Annotated in this window: 16 protein-coding genes and 1 riboswitch; of the genes, 7 read left to right on the top strand and 9 right to left on the bottom strand. The window is 47.3% G+C overall.

Translation table 11 applies throughout. The annotated features are described in order from the left end of the window. Positions 1–9: 9 nt before the first annotated feature. The 4 genes from MHB49_RS30055 to MHB49_RS30040 form a co-directional block, all read right to left on the bottom strand. The gene (locus tag MHB49_RS30055; RefSeq protein WP_405154044.1) at positions 10–789 is read right to left on the bottom strand and encodes a PHP domain-containing protein; all 780 of its coding nucleotides are present in this window, start codon (positions 787–789) and stop codon (positions 10–12) included. Between the two features lie 66 nt (positions 790–855). After that, positions 856–1683: an energy-coupling factor transporter transmembrane component T family protein gene (locus MHB49_RS30050; protein ID WP_405154043.1), complete on the bottom strand. Its 828-nt coding sequence runs from the start codon at positions 1681–1683 to the stop codon at positions 856–858. After that, positions 1658–3544 (bottom strand): ABC transporter ATP-binding protein, encoded by a 1887-nt coding sequence (locus MHB49_RS30045; RefSeq protein ID WP_405154042.1) that lies wholly within the window; start codon positions 3542–3544, stop codon positions 1658–1660. Before MHB49_RS30045 ends, MHB49_RS30050 begins: the two co-directional genes overlap by 26 nt. Continuing rightward, a complete protein-coding gene (locus MHB49_RS30040; protein WP_247899497.1) occupies positions 3537–4424 on the bottom strand; it encodes a cell division protein FtsQ in 888 nt (295 codons plus the stop codon). Before MHB49_RS30040 ends, MHB49_RS30045 begins: the two co-directional genes overlap by 8 nt. Positions 4425–4861: 437 nt before the next feature. Here MHB49_RS30040 and MHB49_RS30035 point away from each other — a divergent pair, with 437 nt between their 5' ends. The 7 genes from MHB49_RS30035 (at position 4862) to mmuM (ending at position 13818) form a co-directional block, all read left to right on the top strand. Continuing rightward, on the top strand, positions 4862–5695 hold the full coding sequence (locus MHB49_RS30035) for a MurR/RpiR family transcriptional regulator (protein WP_405154041.1): 834 nt from the start codon (positions 4862–4864) through the stop codon (positions 5693–5695). Between the two features lie 305 nt (positions 5696–6000). Then, entirely contained in the window at positions 6001–6951 is a 951-nt protein-coding gene (locus MHB49_RS30030; protein ID WP_405154040.1) for a methyl-accepting chemotaxis protein, read from the top strand. Between the two features lie 147 nt (positions 6952–7098). Beyond that, a complete protein-coding gene (locus MHB49_RS30025; protein WP_405154039.1) occupies positions 7099–8793 on the top strand; it encodes a spore germination protein in 1695 nt (564 codons plus the stop codon). Positions 8794–8820: 27 nt separating this feature from the next. After that, on the top strand, positions 8821–9918 hold the full coding sequence (locus tag MHB49_RS30020; protein WP_405154038.1) for a spore germination protein: 1098 nt from the start codon (positions 8821–8823) through the stop codon (positions 9916–9918). Continuing rightward, positions 9915–11117, top strand: a complete 1203-nt coding sequence (locus MHB49_RS30015; RefSeq protein WP_405154037.1) for a Ger(x)C family spore germination protein — start codon at positions 9915–9917, stop codon at positions 11115–11117. The genes MHB49_RS30020 and MHB49_RS30015 overlap by 4 nt, the downstream gene beginning before the upstream one ends. A 95-nt stretch (positions 11118–11212) precedes the next feature. Next, a riboswitch (SAM riboswitch) is annotated at positions 11213–11315 on the top strand. Between the two features lie 87 nt (positions 11316–11402). Then, the gene (mmuP, locus tag MHB49_RS30010) at positions 11403–12815 is read left to right on the top strand and encodes an S-methylmethionine permease (protein ID WP_405154036.1); all 1413 of its coding nucleotides are present in this window, start codon (positions 11403–11405) and stop codon (positions 12813–12815) included. Then, entirely contained in the window at positions 12793–13818 is a 1026-nt protein-coding gene (gene mmuM, locus MHB49_RS30005; RefSeq protein ID WP_405154035.1) for a homocysteine S-methyltransferase, read from the top strand. Before mmuP ends, mmuM begins: the two co-directional genes overlap by 23 nt. A gap of 100 nt (positions 13819–13918) precedes the next feature. Here mmuM and MHB49_RS30000 read toward each other — a convergent pair whose 3' ends face one another. From MHB49_RS30000 to MHB49_RS29980, 5 genes are all read right to left on the bottom strand, one after another. Then, a complete protein-coding gene (locus tag MHB49_RS30000; RefSeq protein ID WP_405154034.1) occupies positions 13919–16321 on the bottom strand; it encodes an ABC transporter permease in 2403 nt (800 codons plus the stop codon). 3 nt (positions 16322–16324) lie between these two features. Continuing rightward, complete coding sequence (locus MHB49_RS29995) at positions 16325–17083, bottom strand: ABC transporter ATP-binding protein (protein WP_405154033.1); 759 nt, start codon at positions 17081–17083, stop codon at positions 16325–16327. A 141-nt stretch (positions 17084–17224) separates the two neighbouring features. Beyond that, on the bottom strand, positions 17225–18667 hold the full coding sequence (locus MHB49_RS29990; RefSeq protein WP_405154032.1) for a sensor histidine kinase: 1443 nt from the start codon (positions 18665–18667) through the stop codon (positions 17225–17227). A 21-nt stretch (positions 18668–18688) separates the two neighbouring features. After that, the gene (locus MHB49_RS29985) at positions 18689–19387 is read right to left on the bottom strand and encodes a response regulator transcription factor (RefSeq protein WP_405154031.1); all 699 of its coding nucleotides are present in this window, start codon (positions 19385–19387) and stop codon (positions 18689–18691) included. A 212-nt stretch (positions 19388–19599) separates the two neighbouring features. Beyond that, entirely contained in the window at positions 19600–20418 is an 819-nt protein-coding gene (locus MHB49_RS29980; RefSeq protein ID WP_405154030.1) for a helix-turn-helix domain-containing protein, read from the bottom strand. Positions 20419–20524 lie beyond the last annotated feature (106 nt).

Raw genomic sequence — 20524 nt, 5'->3', positions numbered from 1 at the left:
CAGTCTCCTCTAAACGCTCTGTAAACGGGCGTTCTCCAGCTTGGCCAGACGTTTCATTACTTTCTTGAGCATAACGGAGGCTTTGACACGGAGAGGAAGATCGTTGGAGATTTCAATCGTGTATGAACCGGCGAGAATCTGCTCTTTGAGCTCGGCAACCGATGCACATGGACGATCCAGCACATTGAATACACTACCGTATTGCAGACACTGGTGGGTATCGCTTCCGGCAGTGACGGGTTTACCGAGGGACTGGGCGAATGGTTCAACCTGCCCGCGGCACGTCTCGATGCCGTATTGGTACATATCCTTGGCGTTCAGATCAAAAGCATCCAAACGTCCCAAAAAATCACGGTCCAACTGATACAGCGGGGTGGACTCGCGGAAAGGGTGTGCGCCAATTTTGAGCAAAGGCCAGGCTTCGGCCATATTCAGCAACTCGGCAAAAGGAATGAATGAACCTTTAGCTGTGTATGGTTCCAGGCCGCTGCGGAGGGCAAGGATATGTTCTTTTTGGCCCACCAGCAAAATATGTCCTGTCTCCTGAATATCCACTTCCATGCCGGGAAAAATGCGCAGTCCATCTGCCTCGTAGTACTCTCCGTTGTATGGATAGAGACGATCCAGCGTCTCATAGACTTCGTAGAAGTTACGGGTGTTAAAATGTTCAGTGAGTGCGAGGGCTTCGAGCCCGCTGGCCTTGGCTTCGTTGAGCATTTCGGTGAAGTAATCAACCGAGAAATCAGAGTTTTTGGATAGTTTGCCGTGAGTATGAAGATCAATGCGCATAGAAGACACTCCTTTATATCATGAATGATTAATGAGTTGAATTTGAATTTACAGCTTCATTTCCAATTACAGAATTTCGTAATGCCCACCGAGCCAGAACAGCAGTACAACGTAGATTGCCGATCCGGCAAGAAATCCGAGATCACGCCGGGTGATCTTCAGATGGGCGAGCTTCAGGCGTTTGGATTCGGGATGCTTCATGCCGTATGAGAAACCGCGTGTCTCCAGTGCTTCCACGGTTGTGCGGGAACGTTTGGCGGTAGCCAGCATGAGCGGGAAGAAGGACACAACGAACAGCTTCATATAGTAGACAACGAGCCGCCAATAGAGCCATCCGTGCCGGGAAGGAACCTTACCCCGTAGTCTGTACGACAGCATGATGTTGCGGAATTCACCGAACAGCACCGGCAATATGCGGTAAGCATAAGAGAGGCTGAAGGAGAACGTTGCAGGCATGCCGAGCGCAAGCAACCCATCGCCAATCCGTTCAGGGTCCATGCCCGAAAAGACGGTGATACTCGCGAGCGATACGATCGACAGCTTCAGGGTAAGCAGCAGCAGGGGGAATGCAGATTCCAGATTGCCACCGAAGAACAGCGAGATGATAAACATCCATCCAACTTGACCGATCAACCCCAGGCAGAGAATGATAATGATAAAGGGAGCGGCTCTGGACAGTATGGTGGTCGTCACCATCAATAGAAACATGCCGAGCAGCACAGTCCCGTTATGAACAAACCAGGGAACAATGGCAAAAAAGAGATACCAGATCAGCATGGCACGGGGATCAATCCGAGACAGGCTGGCATGTCCGCTGCCATATACAGTATTCATCAGCTCAAGCTGAATGCGTTCAATGGATATTTTGTCAAACCAGTTGCGGACAAGCTGCATGATGCATATCCTCCTTGGTGAGTGAATGATTCAACAGGCTATCAACAAAAGCCTCGGTTGTTGATGAAAGTGTAGGCAGTCCCATAAGGTGGGAGAGCTCCATGATCTGTGTAAGCGCAAGTCCAGAGCGGCGCAGAAGGGATTCATCTGCAAACACGTCGGCAGGTGTGCCGTCTGCTTCCACCTGACCATTGTGAAGCACGATAACGCGACTTGCCCACTGGGTAACCAACTGCATGTCATGCGTGGCAATGACGGTTGTTCGCACATGCTGATCCAGCTCATCCAGCACACCTATCAGTTCCTCGCGAGTGGCAAGGTCCAGATTAGCGGTTGGCTCATCCAGCAGCATAAGTGAAGGCTTCATGGCTGCACCGATCGCAAGTGTGACACGCCGCTGTTGTCCACCACTGAGAAGTCGGGCATCCCGCTCTTGCAGCGAAGTAAGCCGGAAACGCTCCAGTACATGTGCAATTTGCTGGTCAGCATCCGGGATGCGACGGTTCTTCAGGAAATACGCGACTTCTTTGCGGACACTGTCCTCGATAAACATTTCGGAAGAGTTCTGAAAAATATAGGCGACTTTCCCCGCCAGCTGCTCCAAAGAGGAACGGTGCGTAACTTCACCCAGAACGCTAACGCTGCCTTCCTGAGGCAGGCTAATACCAGCCATCAGCTTCAGTAAGGAGGATTTGCCGGCACCATTGTTGCCAATCAAGGCAATCCGTTCTCCTTCATGGAGTGAAATATTAACACCACGAATGACTTCATGTTCTTTTTTGCCCAGTCCTCTGTAACGAAGCCGCGTTTGATGAAACTGTACAATAGGGATCAACGGTTCAGCAACCGAAGCAATCGTTAGGCGCTCGGAATTCACCATCTGATTGGGAACGTCGCGTGCCAAGTTCGAATGGGATGAAGGTTCATTTTGCAAAGAAACGGATGGAATGGATGGGTAATTGTCGGCAAAATAAACATTTGCTTCTTCCACCGTAATGGGGAAGCGTTGTCCTGGACTTGAGGGGTCCGCATTTGTTTTTATTCCCTGCGTTAACTCTGCAGCCTGGATAGCGGCACGTGTCACCTCAGGAGGTTGAATGCCCAGCCGCTCCAGATCGGTAATGCGATTCAAGCCTTCCTTGACGGGAAGGTTCCACAAGACCCGGCCTTTGTCCATGAGGACCACATCTGCGCAAAAGTCAGCGATAAATTCAGTATGGTGTTCGATGACGATAATCGTCTTGCCATACTCCGTATTCAATCTCGAAAGGCACTCATAGATGAGTCTTGCATGCTGCGGGTCAAGCTGTGAGACAGGTTCATCCACGATCAGGATATCCGGGTCGAGCGACAGAGCTCCGGCCAGGGCGAGCAGATGTTTCTGCCCACCACTCAATTCCCAGATGAATCGGTTATGAATGGCATCCAGACCACACATGGCAAGAGCTCGTTCACCGAGCTCCCGATAGTTGGACAGTCCGTAATTGAGCGGTGCGAAGCAAGCCTCGTCCAGGACGGTAGGCCGTACCAGTTGGTTATCAAAATCCTGATAGACGTAACCGATCTTTCTGGACAGGTCTGCAACACTTCGGCCTTCGGCAGGCAGGCCAAACACATGGACTTCACCGGAGAAGTCCCCCGTATAGAACTGAGGGATTAGGCCGTTGAACAGCTTGCACAGGGTGGATTTGCCGCACCCGTTGCCTCCGATAATGGCTGTAAAACTGCCTCGTGGGAGCTCAAGCGAAGCTCCGTTCAGGACAGGCTCTTCCGAGCCAGGATACGTAAAAATGACATTTTGAATAGAAATGGCGGTATTCGCTGCAGAAATAGAAACAGATGTGGACAGTTCATTATGCATAAGGACGGTTCTCCGTACCTGGTACCGTTTTGTTTTTACTCCGTTTAGCGCGCATGATCAGCAGGGTCACCACGGCAATCAATGCAGCCGCTCCGATACTGATCCATATTGAAGCCGAACCATATTGATCTGCATAGTCCGTCTCCCAAACCGCAAAGTTGATATCCATCTCGGACAAGGATTCCGCACCAAAGGCGAGCGCGAGCAGCAGCACTCCGATTAGGATTAGTTTCGGACGGAAGAAGCCGATGCCTTCATATTTCATTCCTGGATTACGAGGTTTGATACCGAGCAGCGGTTCAATTTTGCCGTAGAGTAGGGGGACGAGATACAGTGTAGGCAGCAGAGCGAACAGGATACCCGAGAACAGCACGTCATTTAGAAAGCCAACTCCTTCGATCAGTACAACACTTTCCGCAAGACCAGGGACGGCTTCCAGCTGCTCCACACCGATCCACACTTTACCGATATCCACCAGTGAACTGAGGAACTGATGAATGATGACTCCGGTCATGGCTGCAATGCCGACCTGCCTGCGATTGCGTGGATCACTGACCATACGTCCTGCGACATACATGGCAAAGGAAAAGGTAATGAATTTCTCCAGTTCGCCCAGTCCGCCGAATTGCCCTAACATCAGCTCACCGAAGATTACTTCGCCAAGAGCCGCACCAAGAGCAGCAATCATGGGGTGGAACAAAATGCAAAGTGTCAACGGAATGAAGGCAAAGTATTCAACAGACAATTCAATTGGTCCAAGCTGGAGCTTGGGAATAAGCTCTGTGAACATGTTGGACAAGCCGTACAGTGACATGGAAAGCACAAACACCATCATTTTCTGTGAAGACGTCAGCGTATAACGCTCAGTCATCTTCTTCATTGTTACATACCTCCCTGAAAGTTGGTGATCATCATAGCCACAGTCTAGGGGCAGAGTATTAACGGGAGAGAAGACATTTGTAAATCAAATGTAATTTTTATTACACAATCTGAAATTAATGAAAAAAATATTACATACATAACCCACTTCTTATTCTCTCAACTGATATACTGAGTGCAGAGCTATTTAGATTGAACTAAACATTTACACAAGAACGGAGAGGACAGAAATAACCTGAAGAAGCGGAGCTAAAAGCTTTCTGAAAGAAAGCTGCATCGGAAGCATACACCTCGCCTTTATCCCCGGATTGTCCCCTTTGAAAAAAGGGAAACCAAAAAAATCTGGGGATAACAGCGATCGGAAGGTTGTTCTGGCATCGAAGTGGCAAGTGTAAATATTCTTTAGTTCAATTGATATAGAAAAGGAGTGCATACGGAATGAATTTGTTTACTCATAAAGAACAGCTGTCACCAGGCCATCTGAAAATTGCTGATTTTGTTGAGCGGAATCCGGAAGAGATTCTGTTCATGACGGAACAGGAGATTGCCGACAGGCTGGGAGTCAGTATTGCGACCGTATCCCGTTTCTGGCGGGCGGTTGGATATGATAATGCCAAAGCGTTCAAAATCCGGCTTCGTACATCCGAAGACACTACACCTGCCCTCAAATTAAATAAAACCATATCCCGCATGGATACGGACAGCCTTCCTGTTCAGTCACTGGAGGCCTCTGTCAGCCATTTGCAGGAGACGTTGTCCCATATGAAGCAGGGGGATCTGGAGCACGCAGCATCCATCCTTGCTGAAGCACGAAGAGTATACGTATATGCTCCAGGGCCCTCCGCTGGTTTAGCGGAATTATTGTCCTTTCGGCTATCCCGATTCGGATTGACGGTCATCCATCTCGCCGGAGGTGGTCATGAATTATTGGAATCACTGATGCACATGCAGCGGGAGGATGTTGTGCTGCTGATGTGTTTTACAAGACTCTTGCCTGAAGCAGAAGTCATTTTGGATTATGCCAGAGACACAGGCAGCAAAGCCGTACTTGTAACAGATCGGGAAGACTTGTTATATGGATTGGCGACGGAGTTATCTTTTTATGTCAGCAGAGGGGAACTTGGCGAATTTCATTCCATGGTTACTCCGCTCCTGTTAATGGAGCAGCTGGTGCTGGCGGTGGGATTGAGACAGAAGGAGCAGGCGCTGTCCAAGCTGGAACGGCTGGCTGATCTGCGGAGTCGGTACGCTGACAAATTGCCGCGAGGCTGATAGATGAACAGGGTAGCTTAATGCACAGAGACGACTACAGATAACATCAAAGGTATGGAAGGTTATACCATAATAAGGGGCGGTTAAACCGTCCCTTTTTGTGTTAGCATTTGTTTATGAAATATAATGTTTAGACAGTTAGTTTATTGGGTATAAAAAGGCAAACCGTAACCGAATTGTTATAAATTGATTTGGGAGTGATCCAATTGACTGCAATTGGAGTATACAATAATAGAGTCGTCTCTATTCAGTTGAATACATAATTGCGATACAACAGGAACTGCCAAAATGAGAACGGTTTAATCATGGGAAGAAGTCAGGGAGTGGGGATTGCTTTGCCTATATTAGATGTGGAAAATAAAGACGTTGTCACCGATGCGTTGGTCATTAAGGCCATGGAGAAAAGTCTGGCTATCATTCGATTTGATCTGGATCGACGTGTTACGTATGTAAATGAAGTCTTTGCCCAGACGATGGGTTATACGGTAGACGAGATGTATGGCATGCAGCATGAGCAATTTTGTTTTGACGAATTCGTGAAAAGCCCTGACTATGATGCATTTTGGAGCAGTATACTGAATGGTATAAGCTTCCAGGACAAGGTTGAACGCAAGGATAGAAAGGGAAGTCCCGTATGGCTTGAGGCGACATATATGCCTGTATATGATGAGTTGAATCAGAACATATTGGGTGTGTCCAAAATAGCTACCAACATCACAAGCCGTCAAAACAATATTTCAGCTGTCGTAAACGAACTGAAGATGATGTCACATGATCTGAATGAACATGCGGATATCGGCATTGAGCGGAGCCGTGATTTGATGTCCAGCATCACGTATATATCTGAAGTCTCTGCCCTCAACCGAGCAACATTGAATCATTTGCAGGAACAGGCACGTTCGATCCAGGGAGTTGTCAAAACGATTCGTGAAATTGCCTCGCAGACCCAGCTTCTGGCCCTTAACGCTGCGATTGAGGCGGCACATGCTGGTGAATATGGGAGAGGGTTCGATGTTGTAGCCAAGGAAGTACGGAAACTTTCGGCCGTGGTCGAAGATTCCATTAATGAGATTCGAGATAGTGTGAATGGGATAACCAAAGAAATTACGAATATTTCTGACGGAACACAGAAGGTTGAAGGATATGTGGAGCGAAGCCAGCAGCAGATTGCGGTGGCGTTGAGTGATTTTACAACCATTGCATCGTCTGCACAACTGCTGGATGCCAAAGCGCAGCACGTAACCAAAATCGTATAGATATGATAAATTCCATAACCCTGTAGGGAAGCGGGTGCCAATAGAGGCATCTGCTTTTTTGTTGTTCAAAAAACGGGAATTATTGTGGGCAATCAAGGAAACAATACTCAGTGATACCAAGGAAGTCTAGATAATGGGGTGAGAGGGATGTGGTCGAAAATATTCTCTTATGTGCCGGAGTGGTCTACTTGGGGACAGGCCTTTTTATTATTTTTGATGCCAATCTTGTTCTTGAAAGGATTCCAGTGGGTTCGTTCATCCATAAAGAAAGGGACCTTTTCGAATAAAGATCAACAAAATCGGGATTCTGACTCCAATCCTTCTACGGGCGAAGAGACAGGGAGTTACGCAAATATAAGGCTTACCGGGAAGTATGCTACGGATCTGATTAGTGTAAAAGAAACGTTTGGTCAAAATGCAGATGTACATATAAGGGAATTTACGATAAGGGGAACCCATACGTCTGCGGCTGTCATGTATGTGGATGGTTTGGTAGATCATGATCTGATTGATACGCACCTCGTCACACCCCTTATGATTGAGGGGGTACCGGAAACAGAGCGAGAAACATTTCAACACCCCGAAAATGCAAATGAACTCAAAGCTTATATAAGCAGTCAGCTGCTGCCTGTTAGTGAAGTTCAGGAAGCGGAGACGTTGCAGCAAGCGGCACGGGCAGTTCTTATCGGCAAAAATGTACTATTGATTGACGGGATGCCAGGAGCTCTCCTTGTCGGATCAGCAAAAGGGAAAACCCGCAGCTTGGAAGAACCGCTATCTGAAGCCCTGCTTCGCGGGCCAAGAATCGGCTTCACCGAACGGCTAAGCGATAATACCGGAATACTACGGCTATTCGGAGGTAACGAGGCTTTATTTATGACCAAGCATCAGGTTGGTACCCGGATGAAAAAGGATCTCGTCATTGCATATATTCAAGATATTGCAAGCTCCGATCTTGTCGCCGAGGTGGAGAGACGAATCCAGAACCTGGACATGGATATGATGCTGGAATCCGGTTATGTGGAACAGCTTATTGAAGATGATGAGCTGAGCCCCTTCCAACAGGTGCAGAACACAGAGAGACCCGACCGTGTAATCAGCGGGTTGTTGGAAGGACGCGTAGCCATCTTACTGGATGGAACACCCTTTGCATTAATTGTGCCGTCGACCTTCAGCATGCTGCTTCAATCCCCCGAAGACTATTACGAACGCTGGATTCCGGGAACGTTTCTGCGTATGCTTCGTTTCCTGGCGGCCATGCTTGCGCTGTTCGCGCCTGCATTGTATATCTCTTTTATCTCTTTTCATCCGGGTCTGATTCCAACGAAGCTGGCTCTAACCATCATTCAAACCAGACAGGGCGTGCCTTTTCCCTCTGTTATCGAGGCACTGATTATGGAAGTCTCCATTGAAATTTTGCGGGAAGCTGGAATTCGGCTTCCGAAGCCGATCGGACCTGCGATGGGCATCGTTGGCGGTTTGATTATTGGGGAGGCCGCGGTGAAGGCTGGAATGGTCAGTCCATTTCTGGTTATAGTTGTGGCCGTTACTGCGATTTCTTCGTTCTCGATCCCTTCATATAGTGCGGGGATTACACTGCGTATATTACGTTTTTTTGGAATGCTCAGTGCGGCGGCCTTCGGATTGTTTGGGGTAGTCATGTTTTTCTTGCTGCTCTGCAGTCATCTGGTTCGGTTGAAAAGCTTTGGAGTTCCTTACGTCACCCCTGCGGTGCCATTCAGCCTGTCGGATTGGAAGGATTTCATTATTCGGGTACCCTTACGAATGATGAGGAAGCGCCCAAGTATGATGAATCCGAAAGACCCTGATCGTAAAAAGTAGGCATATCGGATATTCAGGAGGTGGATCATGAATCCTAAACAGGACCAGCTGACGACAGTTCAAGCCGCAGTCTTTATCATCAATTACATGCTCGGTGCAGGAATACTTACACTTCCCCGAACTACGGTATCGGCGGTCAAGACACCCGATGTGTGGATTTCAATTATATTGTCCGGTCTGTTGGTTATGCTGCTGGGTATAATCCTGGTGACCTTGTGCCGAAGATTCCCAGGGAAGACCGTTTTTCAATTCACTGAGGAAATCACAGGGAAGTGGATTGCTTATATTTTGGGAGCTGCGATCATCCTGTATTTCCTTGTCATCTCTGCCTTTGAAATCAGGGTGATGGCTGAAGTCACCCGATTATATTTATTGGAGGGAACCCCGGTGTGGGCCATTGTCATGGTATTTATGTGGATTGGCTTTTATTTGATCTCAGGAGGGATCAACTCCATGGCACGTTTGTATGAGATCATTTTACCCATTACGCTTATTCTTTTTGTACTGGCCATTTTTCTGAGCAGCAGTCTGTTTGAGATCAATAATTTGAGACCTGTGCTGGGAGAGGGGATCATGCCGGTGTTTAAAGGGGTGAAATCTTCGGTGCTTGCCTATACGGGTTATGAAGTCATGTTTGTGGTGATGGCATTTATGAAAAATCCAGAGAAGGGCAGGAAAGCCATGGTCTGGGGAATCCTTATCCCTATGGTGATCTACCTCATCACATTAGTTATGGTTGTTGGCAGTTTATCTATTGAAGGCATGAAAACAAGAACGTGGCCAACCCTTGATTTGATGCGCAGCTTTGAGATCGAGGGGTTGTTCTTTGAACGGTTCGAATCCCTGCTGCTGGTTATTTGGATTATGCAAATTTTCTCTACGTCTACGATCACGCATTATGCCGCTTCTCTTGGATGTTCGCAATTGTTCAAGAAAAAAATGCTGCCTTTTCTTATCATCCTGCTTCCGATCAGTTACATCACTGCTATGCTTCCGCAGAACGTGGACGAAACGTTCAAACTCGGAGATGCTTTGGGAAATGCATCTATTTATTTGTTTGGTGTTTTGCCACTATTGCTTCTCTTGTTGAGCATGTTACGAAAGAAAGGAGGCAAGTACAATTGAACAGGATCAGAAAGAAATTAATCATTTTGTCAACGGCGCTGCTGGTTTTTACCTCAGGGTGCTGGAGCAGCAAAGAGATCGAAGATTTAAGTGTTTATGTGGGTCTGGGACTGGACGTCGCTGAGGAATCGAAATTTGAACAGGACATTAATAAACAAGGAGGTCATTATCCCAAAAACAACGTATTTACAGCTACCGTACAGATTGTCCCACGAGTTGGGGGAAAACAGGAAAATCAAAACAGTTCCAGTGGTTCTTCCGGCGGACAAACCTTTTTGAATGAGCGGTTGACCGGAGATTCCCTTATTCAGATCTTTCGTCAATTTGCTCTAAGAAGAGACCGTCCGCTCATTGGTCATCATTTAAAGGTAATTGTCGTTTCCCAAGAGTTGTCGAAGAAATATAGCCTGGAGCAGCTGCTTGATTTTATTTTACGGGACAATGATATCCGACCCAGTTCCCTTGTTCTGGTGAGCAGAGGACGCGCTTTGGATGCTCTTAGCTCCAAGGAGCCAGGAGAAATCCCAGCCTTTTATTTGAGGGGGTTGGTGAATAATGCTTATCGTACCAATAAAATTCTTCCTCCTGTATCCCTCGCGAAACTTGATGGCAAGATGCAGTCAGGATCAAGCTTTTTGCTGCAAAATGTTCTTACTGCTGATGGGGAGCATAAATTCTCAGGTGCAGGCGTCTATAAAGGGAAAACGAAAAAGTGGATCGGCGCCTTAAATCAGGTGGACCTTCAAGGATTGTCCTGGATCACTGGGGAGGCTAAGGGAGGGGCATTAAAATCGTATGCACCAAAAAAGGGATATACGATAGTCTATGAAATCAAGTCTACTAAGAGCAAAATTGTGCCAAAAGTCCACGGAGATGACATTTCTTTTCATGTAAAAGTTGAATCAGAAGGTCAGCTCATGGAAGATTGGAGTTCACCGGAAATTCCTGCAACGGAAGACTACATTGATGAATTGGAGGCTAAGTTCGCTGATGCAGCCAAAGAACAAATGCAGCAGGTAATGAACAAAATGCAGCACACCTATCGGGTGGAAGTGGCCGGATTTGGAGAGCAGCTGCGGATCAAATATCCGAAAGTATGGAAAAAGGTCAAAAAAAATTGGGATGAAACCTTTAGTCAGATTCCCGTGACCTATGATGTGAAAATGAAGATCACAGATTATGGATCATCGACGGATTAAAGATGGAGTTGAAGATTTCCGTTATCCACAAATGAATGATGATATTTAATTGTTGACACAATCATGATAGATCGCTATATTTATAAAAAATCATTTTCTTATCCAGAGAGGTGGAGGGACTGGCCCTTAGAAGCCTCAGCAACAGATCTGAAGGATACTGTGCTAATTCCAGCGGGTGAACAGCCTGATAGATAGGAGCGTTTGTCTTTATTTGTCAGTTACGGCGCACTCTTCGGGAAGAGTGGGTCTTTTTGTTGTTCTGGATGAAGAAGTAGGGGAGCAGGCATGGATAACAACAAAGATACAGGGCATTTTCAGCGCAAAATGCAGGCACGGCATGTGGTCATGCTCTCACTTGGAGGAGTTATTGGTACAGGTTTGTTTCTTAGCTCAGGTTATACCATTCAGCAGGCAGGGCCGATCGGGACTATTCTATCTTACCTGATCGGAGCGATTGTCGTTTATCTGGTTATGCTTTGTTTAGGTGAACTGTCCGTTCATATGCCGGAGACTGGGGCGTTTCATAGCTATGCGGCAAAATACATTGGGCCGGCAACAGGATACACCGTAGCCTGGTTGTATTGGCTAACCTGGACGGTTGCCCTCGGTTCCGAATTTACAGCAGCAGGACTGCTGATGCAGCGCTGGTTTCCTTCCGTGAATGTATGGATCTGGAGTGCGCTCTTTGCGCTCATGATCTTCCTGTTCAACGCGCTGACGGTCAAATTTTTTGCAGAATCGGAATTCTGGTTCTCTTCGGTTAAAGTACTTACGATTGTGGTCTTTATTATTCTCGGTGCGGCAGCCATGTTCGGTATTATTCCAATGGCAGACTCGGAAACCGCCCCTTTTCTATCCAATATTACAGCATCAGGCTGGTTCCCGAATGGCGCTTCTGCGATACTGATGACGATGCTTGCCGTAAACTTTGCGTTCTCGGGCACAGAATTGATCGGAATTGCTGCCGGGGAGACGGAGAATCCGGAAAAGACGATTCCGAAAGCGATCCATACCACGCTGTGGCGTTTAATTATCTTTTTTATCGGAACGATTGTTATTCTCTCGGCCTTGCTGCCGATGTCGGATGCGAGCGTGCTCGAAAGTCCGTTTGTGGCGGTCATGGAGCGGGTGGGTGTACCCTATGCAGCAGACATTATGAACTTTGTTATTCTGACGGCGATTCTCTCTGCTGCTAATTCAGGCCTATATGCATCTTCACGGATGCTCTGGTCTCTGGCTGATAAAAAGACGATCTCTCCGTGGTTTGCCAAATTGACCAAACGTGGGGTGCCACTGAATGCACTCTTGATCAGTATGGTTGGGGGCGGTCTGGCTTTGCTGTCCAGCATCATTGCGCCAGGTACCGTGTATATTACACTGGTCTCCATTTCAGGTCTGGCTGTTGTTGCGGTATGGATGAGCATCAGTGCTTCACAGTATATGTTCCGCAGACAGTATGTTCGTGAGGGTCATTCCGTAAAAGATCTTGTCTATCGTACGCCACTATATCCAGTGGTGCCTATCATCTCGTTTATATTGTGCCTGGCTTCATGTGTAGGCATTGCTTTTGACCCGACACAGCGAATAGCACTGTATTGTGGGGTTCCGTTTATCGCAGTATGTTACGCAGCTTATTATCTGACAGAACGTGTGAATAAGAAAAGAGGACAAGTACATGACGCAAGCACAACAGACTAACCCCATAGAACAGATCCTACGTAAACATCCGATCATGATTCTGGATGGGGCGCTGGCAACGGAACTCGAACAGCATGGATGTGATCTGGATGACCCGCTCTGGTCTGCACGTGTCCTCCTGGAGAATCCGGAACTTATCGTTCAGGTGCATGCGGATTATTTCCGGGCGGGAGCCGACTGCGCCATTACATCCAGTTATCAGGCGACGGTGGAAGGCTTCGGCAAGAGGGGCATCGGAGAACAGGAGTCGCTGGAGCTGATTCGCAAGACGGTGGAGCTGGCTGCTCAGGCGCGTGATGATGTCTGGGCGGAGGTGCAAGGTGGAGCCACTGAGCATGTAACCGGCAATGATTTAAACGCTAAAAAACAAACGGCAGTTGCCATGGGAAAAAGGGCATCGGCTCGTCCAAAACCGATTGTTGCTGCCTCCGTTGGACCGTACGGCGCATATCTGGCAGATGGTTCGGAGTATGTCGGTCACTATGGTGTCTCGGACGAGACGTTGAGCGCGTTTCACCGTCCACGGATCACAGCCTTGCTGGAGGCAGGGGCGGATATTCTGGCCTTTGAGACGATCCCATCCTTGCAGGAAGCACAGGTATTGATCGCTTTATTAAAAGAATTTCCGAACGCCTATGCATGGCTCTCCTTCTCATTAAAAGACGGGACAGCAATCAGTGAAGGCACGCCATTGGAAGAGTGTGCACGATTGTTAGGAGCGGAATCTCAGATTGCTGCGATTGGGCTGAATTGTGCTCCCATGGAAGTGGTAACGGAGGCGGTTGGTATCCTGAGCCGTGCCAGCGATAAACCGATTATTGTATACCCGAACTCGGGTGAGATATACGATCCAGTAACAAAGACATGGAGTGGTCACGGTACCTGTGGCAGCATGAACGATGCTTCGGAGCAATGGGTGGCCGCTGGTGCGAAAATTATTGGTGGCTGTTGCCGCACTACGCCACATCAGATTGGCGAACTTGCGAAGAAGTGGCGGAGCTGAAGTCTGCTTAGCCGTCCAGATCTGCATGGAAAAGCCCTTTCGTATCCTATAAAGGATAGGAAAGGGCTTCTTTTGCATGAGCATACCTTCATTCTACACGTTATTCGACGACAAGAATACGCGGCGATGCCTGACGAATCACCTTGGACGATACCCAGGATCCTAGCGCTGCGGCTACAATACTCAGACAAGCAAAGAGTATAATGCCTCCCCAGTTCAGAATGAGAGGAATCTGTACGATACCGTATGCCGATAGGACTTTTTCAAGTAACAGGGGGAGAAGGTATACGCCTACAATGACTCCAAGCATTGAACCAATCAGAGCTAAAGCAGCTACTCCAATAGCAATGGAGAAACGGATTTTTCCAGATGTCATGCCAATCGACTTATATATGCCATACGTCTTGCTCTCTTTGCGAATGCTGATCCGGCAGGTGCTGAAGATGATAATAAATGTAACCAAAATGAACAGCAGACCAATGAGAGCCATGGGGTACACAAGAATGCTTGCAGCTTCTGCATAAACGGAATCCAGCAGTGTTTTTTGCGTGACGATGGCAGCAGAGTCTTTGAACCGCTCATTCAATTGGTTAGCAATGGCTCCCGCCTGTGAAGGATCGTTGACATTGATAAACGCGACATCTACATCTGCGTAATCCGGATTCACGCTTCGAACCGCTTGAGCTGTGATTCTTCCGGATACCGACAAGTCGGAGATGGCCTGATAGATGCCCGAAATCATGAACGTGCGCTTCTCTCCTTCAATGTAGAGATCAATGAGATCTCCCATATCCTTGTTAAACATCTTGGCAACACTAACCCCGATTGAAATTTCATTTTCGAGTTCCGGATTGTTTCCTCTCAACGTCTCAAAACCAAGATCTTGATAGCTTCCATCCAGTACTCTTAGATAAAGACTGGTAGACTGGCTGGCCACGTCGGTTGAATCATCTGGAAGGATAACTCCGGTGATGTTCCCTTGCCAGCCCACATTTTTGATGCCAGGGTCTTCTTCCAACACGTTCTGCAGCTCTGCTCTCGGAAACGTAGCTTTGTTTACAACGACTGCGGCAATGTTAGCATTGTCATAACCCCATTTGGCCGCCGTCTGATAGATTCCGGTAATGCTGGTCAGTACAACATACCCGAGGACAAGTACGGAAGCAGCCATCATTGTTAGCAATAACATCAGAACCGAGCTTTTAATGTTTTTGATCAGATTGCGTATGCCGATGACAAAAGATACGGGCAATCGTCCAAACAAGGCCCGGTTTGCGAGCGGTGAATTCATTCGTCGCGCCATGCGTACATTGTCACTCTCCGACATACCGTACCGAATGGCCTGAACAGGCTCGATCGTGCGAGCTTTTCTGGCGTATAACACGACAAATGCAATAACCATGACGAGTAATAGCAGCCCTACAACAATAGCTGCGCCAATGCCCTCTATTGGAAGATCACCCTGGCCAGTCCGCAGGGACGATACGGAGATATTGATGATGAATTTGGACACAAATACGCTCAGTACCAGCCCGGGAAGAACGGCGATGATGGACAGCAGGGCATATTGAATCACGTAAGTACCAATGGTCCCCCGGGAAGTGAGTCCGAGCGATTTAAGAATACCTATCGTTTTGTAGTTGGCCAGAATGGCATCGGATATGGTGAAGCCAATCGTAATGAGGGCAATAATCATCATGACGGCCCCTAAGAATATCATAATGAACCCGACGATCTGATTGATGATCAGATAAAAGGATGAGATACTTTCAAATTCCATTTTGGTTTCCAGAAATGGGGCACCCGTCTCGCTTGTATAACGATCCCAGTAGCTGGAGTTCGTACTGTAATCATCAAAATGGATGCCCATCATGTGAATATCTTTTCCTGCAAGCGTACTAAAATCATTTTGGTAATCCGTACTGTTCATCCAAATTCTTGCCGTATTGGTGAACGGGGCTCCATAAGGAACATCCACAACAATAGCTGAGACTGCGAGGTCAAGTGTGGTAGATCCGGTTTTGAATTGAATGGTATCACCGACAGCGATGTTATAGGCATTCGCCATGGAAGTTGGGATCCATACGCTTCCTTGTTCAGGAGCCGAATGCTGTGTACCACTTGCAAATACAAGTTCATCTACACTCCACGGCGGAGGCGGGGTATTCATCATGTACAGATACAGGTTAGGGATGTCAGTGCCGCCAAAAGTGATGCCCGACAAGATGCGGTAAGTAAGCAAAGGTGAGACTTGAACACCGTTCTGGGCAGCCCACCAGTCATGCACAGTTTGGGGATCATTCAGTCCATTGTCGAACGTCAAGATCTGATGGGACCCGTTGGTCCGACTATGCATTTCCTTGAACTGGTTACCCGTATTGGCCAGGATGATGACAGATGTGGACACCAGAAGGGTAGACAGCAAAATAAGCAGGGTGATGAACAGGTTTTGAATTTTATTTTTACTCAGATAAGAAAAACTCAGCTTTAGAATGGCGGCCATAGGTTACTCCTTCCCCGAAACGAAGGCGAAGACCATGGATTCCCGATTCTGAATCTGGGTTTCGTCATATTTATCGAACTCGAGAATACCTCCGACTTTACCATCTCGGACAAAGATCAGGCGGTCGGCCCGGCAAGCGGCCTTGATGTCATGTGTCACCATTACCACCGATTGTCCTTTCCGGTTAATATCTGTCAGGATGTCCAGCACCGCTTTCCCATGATCATAGTTCAAACTTCCGGTAGGTTCGTCGGCAAATATAATATCCGGTGAATTGATGAGCGCGCGTGCAATAGCCGCCCGCTGCTGCTGTCCCCCGGACGTTTGGGAGGGCAGGCGATTGTTCTGGTTGTCGATGTCCATGGCCTTCATAAGATGGGCCGCCCGAGCTTTTACTTCATGTTTTTTGTTCCCGGCAATATATCCGGGAAGAGCAATATTATCCTGAATGGAAAGGTCCGGAACAAGGTTGATGCTTTGATAGATGTAGCCAATTCGGCGGGTGCGGAAATCAGACATCTCCCGCTCACTATAGGCGTCAATACGCTGATCCTGAAAATAAACCTCGCCGGCTGTTACTTGGTCCAGTCCGCTTAACAGATAGAGCAGCGTTGATTTGCCTGATCCGGAATTACCCATGATGACGGTGAAATCCCCTTCATAAATATCAAGATCAACATTGCGTATGGCATGATATTGTTCGCTTCCAGTATTATATGTCTTGCATAAGTTTTGAGCGCGGATAATGCATGTTTTGGTCAAGCAGATCACTCCCCATGACAGTATACGATTCATTCTAATAGGGGGATGTTGAGAAAGACTTATCAAATTATGAATAAAGTATTACAGCCCTATTGGTAAATGGATTGAGATGAAAAGAAGGTTGGAAATGAACTTCTATGCTCAGCAGATTGGAAGAGTGAACTGAAACAGGGTGCCCTGACCCTCTTTGCTGGAAAAGGAAATATGTCCTCCATGGGCTTCAATAATACTTTTGCAGATGGACAAACCGAGACCGGTTCCCTCATGTATATTCCTTGCGGAAGGTGAGGCATTTCCCCTGAAATATCGTTCAAACACAAAAGGCACATCTAGAGCTCGGATTCCCTGCCCTGAATCGGCGATACTAATCCTCAATTTACCTAAGTCAAGTTCCGCGTTAATCCGAATAAAATCCCCCGGGACGGTATGTTTGAGGGCATTGGAAACCAGATTGGACAGAACCTGTTCAATTCGTATGGGGTCCATTCGGATAAGAACATTGGGAATGTGTTCCGGCTCCTCATAAATCAGACCGTTCATTCGTACGCTATGTCCAATAGGGTTCAACATCGCTTCAAATACGGATCGACTGTAAACCTCACGCGGCTCCACCGATATCTGGCCCAGCTCCTGCAGCGCATGAACAAGCAGGTCCTCGACAAGACGAGCTGTTTTGTCCGTATGTGTACGCATGATCTCCATATATTCTTTCAGCGTGTCCTCATCAGAGCACAGTCCTTCAAGAATGGCTTCTATGTATGCTTTTACCGTTGTAATCGGGGTTTTAAGTTCATGGGATATATTCGTAATCAGTTCTTTTTGTGCTTTTTCTTGTCTAATACGCTGCTCACTCAAATGCATGATCTCCGTACGCATCAAATCCAGCATGGCATAAAGTTCGCCCATCTCATCCATCCGGTTATACTGAATCTGGTCATTATACTGCCCTTTGAGAATGGTTTCCGCATGTTGTTTCAACTGATGGATGGGGGACAACATCCGTTTTCTGATCTTACGCTTCATGAATATGAGGAGGAATCCCAGGAGGATAGAGATGATAACCAGGGTTCCCAGGACGAACAAAGTGAATGTAGAGGACTTTTGGACGATGACAAGTGATTGTGGAATCGTAAAAATGGCATTGCCAATTTGCCCGCCACCCGGTCCATCCATCACAGGAAAGGCGATGTTCAGAGACTGGCTCCCGTTCATGGCCACCAATGCATGATTCAGATCATAATGCAAAGCAGATCGCAGATTGATCTGTGTTCCCTCGGAGGAAGGAGTGGAGGACAGTATCACCATTCCGTCCAATCCGACATAGGAAAGCTCAACCTCGTTTTCCTTGACGATAGAAAGAAGATGTTCCCGAACTACTGGTTCCTGCAGTAGATGAATGTTCTGCTCCAGGTCGAGCAGGATGGGGTTAACCCGGAGGCGGACTTGCTGGATGGACAGTGTAGACTCAGTAGAATTTCTGCTTTCAAGTTGATTAAGAAATAAAACCAGACCGCATCCGACCAGAATCAACAGGAGGAAGAATGATGTTTTCAGCCATCGTGCGGACCAGGTGTTCAGTGACATGTTGCCTCCTCCGATCTTTACCTATTCAACATTAAATTTGTATCCGACGCCCCACACCGTCTTCAGAACAGTCGGGTGGGAGGGATCTGCCTCAATTTTCTCTCTCAATCTGCGTATGTACACAGTAACGGTATTCTCATCGCCATAGGCGGCATATCCCCAGATCGCATCAAGCAATTGGGATTTGGAAAAAACCTGATTTTTGTGATTGGCCAGATGAAACAGCAATTCAAATTCCTTGGCGGAGAGAGAAACCTCATTCCCGTCGACGGTGACCTTATAGGCTTTCTTGTCAATCTGGAGGTTACCCAGACGCAGTATATGGGTGTGATCTTGTTCTGTGCTCACACTATCATATCGTCTGAAATGAGCATTGATGCGGGCCAGTAACTCGCTTAGGGAGAAAGGTTTGGTCATATAGTCATCCGCGCCAAATCCAAGCCCGAGCACCTTATCCGTATCACTTCCCCTCGCACTCAGAATGAGAATGGGGATGTTATTTCGTCTCCGAATTTCACGGCATACATCAATGCCATCCATATCCGGAAGCATGATGTCTAGAATGATATAATCCGGCTGCAGCATATCCATCATCCGCAGGCCGTCCTGACCATTAACGGCTACTGCCGCTTCATACTGATTCTTCGTCAAATAGTCTCGCAAAATGCGCGAAATATCGTGCTCATCCTCGATAATGAGAATTTTACGTTTAGAGTTCATGTTAATCGCTCCAGATAGTAGAGTGGTAGAGTTTAAAACTAACTATGTATGAATTTGTAAGAATACTATATTTTAACTATACAGGTTTGTTCCCATGAAGTCATGGGAAGTGAAAGAGGTTTTGGGAAGAAGTTTTGAAAAAAGAAAGCAGCCGATTGAAAATCAGCTGCTTTCATCCTGAAATAAGGAGAGAATTTGAAATTCAACGGCACCTAGACATGCTCCAAATCGATGGATTGATGGGCCTGGGATTTGAGATATTCAGCCGGGGACATTCCAAAATGGGATCGGAATACCCGATGAAAATAGGAATAGCTTGCAAAGCCGCATGTTTCGGCAATATGCTCCAAGGTCATATCGCTGTACTTCATACGCTCCAAGGCAGCGTTCAGTCGAATCTCAATCGCATACTGAATCATCGTTTGGCCGTAGTGCTCTTTGAATAATCGCACCGCACGAGACAGGCTGAGTCCTGCATAGCGGGCGGCTTCTTCAAGTTTGAAGGTCACGGTGGCATGCTCTTCAATGAAACGCTTCAGTTTCAGTGTCGAGGAAACTGAACGATCCGTCTGGATATTCTCCTTGATGGCCCGATCGATATACAAGCACAAGCCGCGCAGTAGTGCGTCACTCAGTTCTACATTTTCTTCCAACGGTCCGCGGCGTTTCTCCAGGAGCATATTGCGCCAAAGACTGATTAATTTATCGTCCAGTCCAATATGACTCACGGTGGAGCGATGATGGCGTTTCCACCAGCTGTCGATCCAGTCTCCTTCACAGAACAAGTAATAGTCCCCGCTGGACAACCTGCCCTCCTTATGAGGTTCTTCAACTACGAGATAATAGTCATCTCCGGGTTTGAGCAGGAGCAGGTCACCGCCAGTCATCTTAAATTCTTCATCCTGTACATATACCTTGCAAGAGCCTTCGGTTTGCAGACGGAACAGATACGTTTGCAACTCACCCTTCATATTGTGGTTAAACGCCTTGTAGTGATAGGAATAGTCACAGATCAGTACTGAGGTTTCCAAAAGATGTATCCTCCAAATTTAAAAATTTGATCAGATAGTTCATGTTCTGACGATATTGTATATGTTCATTCTAGCCTGTTTTGCGTTAGGATGATACCAGATAGAG

Origin of the sequence: Paenibacillus sp. FSL K6-0108, assembly GCF_045040695.1 — a bacterium.
Lineage (GTDB): Bacteria > Bacillota > Bacilli > Paenibacillales > Paenibacillaceae > Paenibacillus > Paenibacillus pabuli_B.
The sequence above is the reverse complement of the archived record's forward strand: the minus strand, read 5'-3'. Positions and strand labels throughout refer to the sequence as shown.